The sequence below is a fragment of the Duganella violaceipulchra genome, assembly GCF_019166075.1.
Lineage (GTDB): Bacteria > Pseudomonadota > Gammaproteobacteria > Burkholderiales > Burkholderiaceae_D > Rugamonas > Rugamonas violaceipulchra.
This window is the reverse complement of sequence record NZ_JAHTGR010000067.1, coordinates 1-1,898: the sequence shown is the minus strand read 5'-3', so window position 1 is coordinate 1,898 and position 1,898 is coordinate 1. Positions and strand designations below refer to the sequence as shown.

Here is a 1,898-nt window from a genome sequence, read left to right as displayed (position 1 = left end):
TGTGCGCCCGGCAGGGCGCACTCACTTGGAGGTGAAAGTCCTCTACTCGCCCGGCGAGGGGAAGAGTTAGCTGAACGGCAAGGGTGTCGCGGGCGACCGCGAATCTGGAGGAAGCCGAAGGCAAAGCGCTGGCCTGACGAACAGGAAGCGGATACGAGGCGACGCAGCCGGATGAGGTGTCATATACCGCCAAAGTCCAATACTTGCACGGAAGGCTGCGGCGTATATTCGACGGGCATAAGCGTGAAGGTGGGTGCGCCATACCCGGGGAGATCTGCATGTGTGCCTCGGTGCTACTGACATCGAGAGATGTCGGGATGCGTGTGCAGAAGTCAGCAGATGGCATAGTAGGTCAAGGCCAAGGCGGTGAGCCGAAGAGAGCCTGACTGAAGGCCTGAACATTGAACAACGCGATTAGGACATTTGACCTCGATGCAAATCGATGACGCAACAAGGCAGGCAACTGCGCCCGATATGGAGGAAGACGACCGGATGTCGTCGCGGGCCATACTGGGTGCCGAGGTAGGCACGGCGGCGAATGGGCAAACGAAAGCGGAAGAATTACGGCAGATGGACGCCGTGGTGGAACGTAACAACCTGTGGCAAGCGTATGAGCGGGTCATGCGGAACAAGGGCGCGGCCGGAGTCGATGGACTCACCGTGGAAGAGTTCAAGGCATGGCTGCAACAACACTGGCCGAGCGTCAGAGCGGCCTTGTTGGCGGGCGATTACATGCCGGCGGCGATTCGTAAAGTGGAGATACCCAAGCCTAACGGCGGGGTCAGGACACTGGGGATACCAACGGTGGTGGACCGACTGATCCAACAGGCGCTGCTGCAAGTACTGCAACCAGTATTTGACCCCGAATTTTCCGACCATAGTTACGGGTTCCGACCGGGCCGCAATGCGTGGCAAGCGGTGCAAGGGGCGCAAGGTTATATCCGGGAAGGCCGCCGCTGGGTGGTCGATCTGGATCTGGAGAAATTCTTCGACCGAGTGAACCACGACATCCTGATGTCGCGGGTAGCCCGCAAGGTCGGGGACGAGCGGGTGTTGAAACTGATACGACGCTACCTCGAAGCGGGCATGATGTCGGAAGGGATCGTCAGTGCGAGGACGGAAGGCACGCCACAAGGTGGCCCGCTCAGCCCGCTACTGTCAAATATCCTGCTGACGGATTTGGACCGCGAATTGGAGCGTCGTGGACACCGGTTCTGCCGTTATGCCGACGACTGTAACATCTATGTCGGAAGCAAGGCGGCGGGGCAACATGCGATGGAGGCGATTACCGGCTATCTGGAGCGGACACTCAAGCTCCGGGTTAATCGGGACAAAAGCGCCGTCGCACGGCCTTGGGAGCGCAAGTTTCTGGGATACAGCTTCACATGGCACAAGCAAGCGCGCCTGAAGATTGCGGAAAACAGTCTGACGCGGTTGAGGGAGAAGGTGCGCGATATCGTGGTGGGGAATGCCTCGCGCAGCCTCACCAATACGATAGAGGCGCTCAATCCGGTGCTACGCGGATGGATCTCGTACTTCCGCTTGACCGAGGTGAAAGGTGTGTTGCAGGATGTGGACGGATGGATACGGCGCAAACTGCGCTGCCTGCTATGGCGGCAATGGAAGCGTCCGGCCACCCGCAACAAGCGGTTGCAGGCCCGAGGGCTGGACGGGACGCGGGCATGGAAATCGGCAAGCAACGGACGTGGCCCATGGTGGAACGCCGGAGCAAGCCATATGAACGCGGCCTACCCGAAAAGCCTGTTTGACGTATTAGGGTTGGTTTCGCTGCTGGACACTCAGCGGCGTTTCCAGTTTGTTTAATGAACCGCCGTATGCGGAACCGCATGTACGGTGGTGTGAGAGGGCGGTGAGGGCAACTTCACCCCCTACTCGAT

At 59.4% G+C, this 1,898-nt stretch carries 1 protein-coding gene; it reads left to right on the top strand.

What is annotated here, in order from left to right:
- Positions 1–432 precede the first annotated feature (432 nt).
- Positions 433–1,824, top strand: a complete 1,392-nt coding sequence (gene ltrA / locus KVP70_RS32970) for a group II intron reverse transcriptase/maturase (RefSeq protein ID WP_255575884.1) — start codon at positions 433–435, stop codon at positions 1,822–1,824.
- The last annotated feature ends 74 nt before the right edge of the window (positions 1,825–1,898 follow it).

Coding starts and splice junctions, on each gene's coding strand:
- ltrA (WP_255575884.1), top strand. CDS start 433: ATGCAAATCGATGACGCAACAAGGCAGGCAACTGCGCCCGATATGGAG.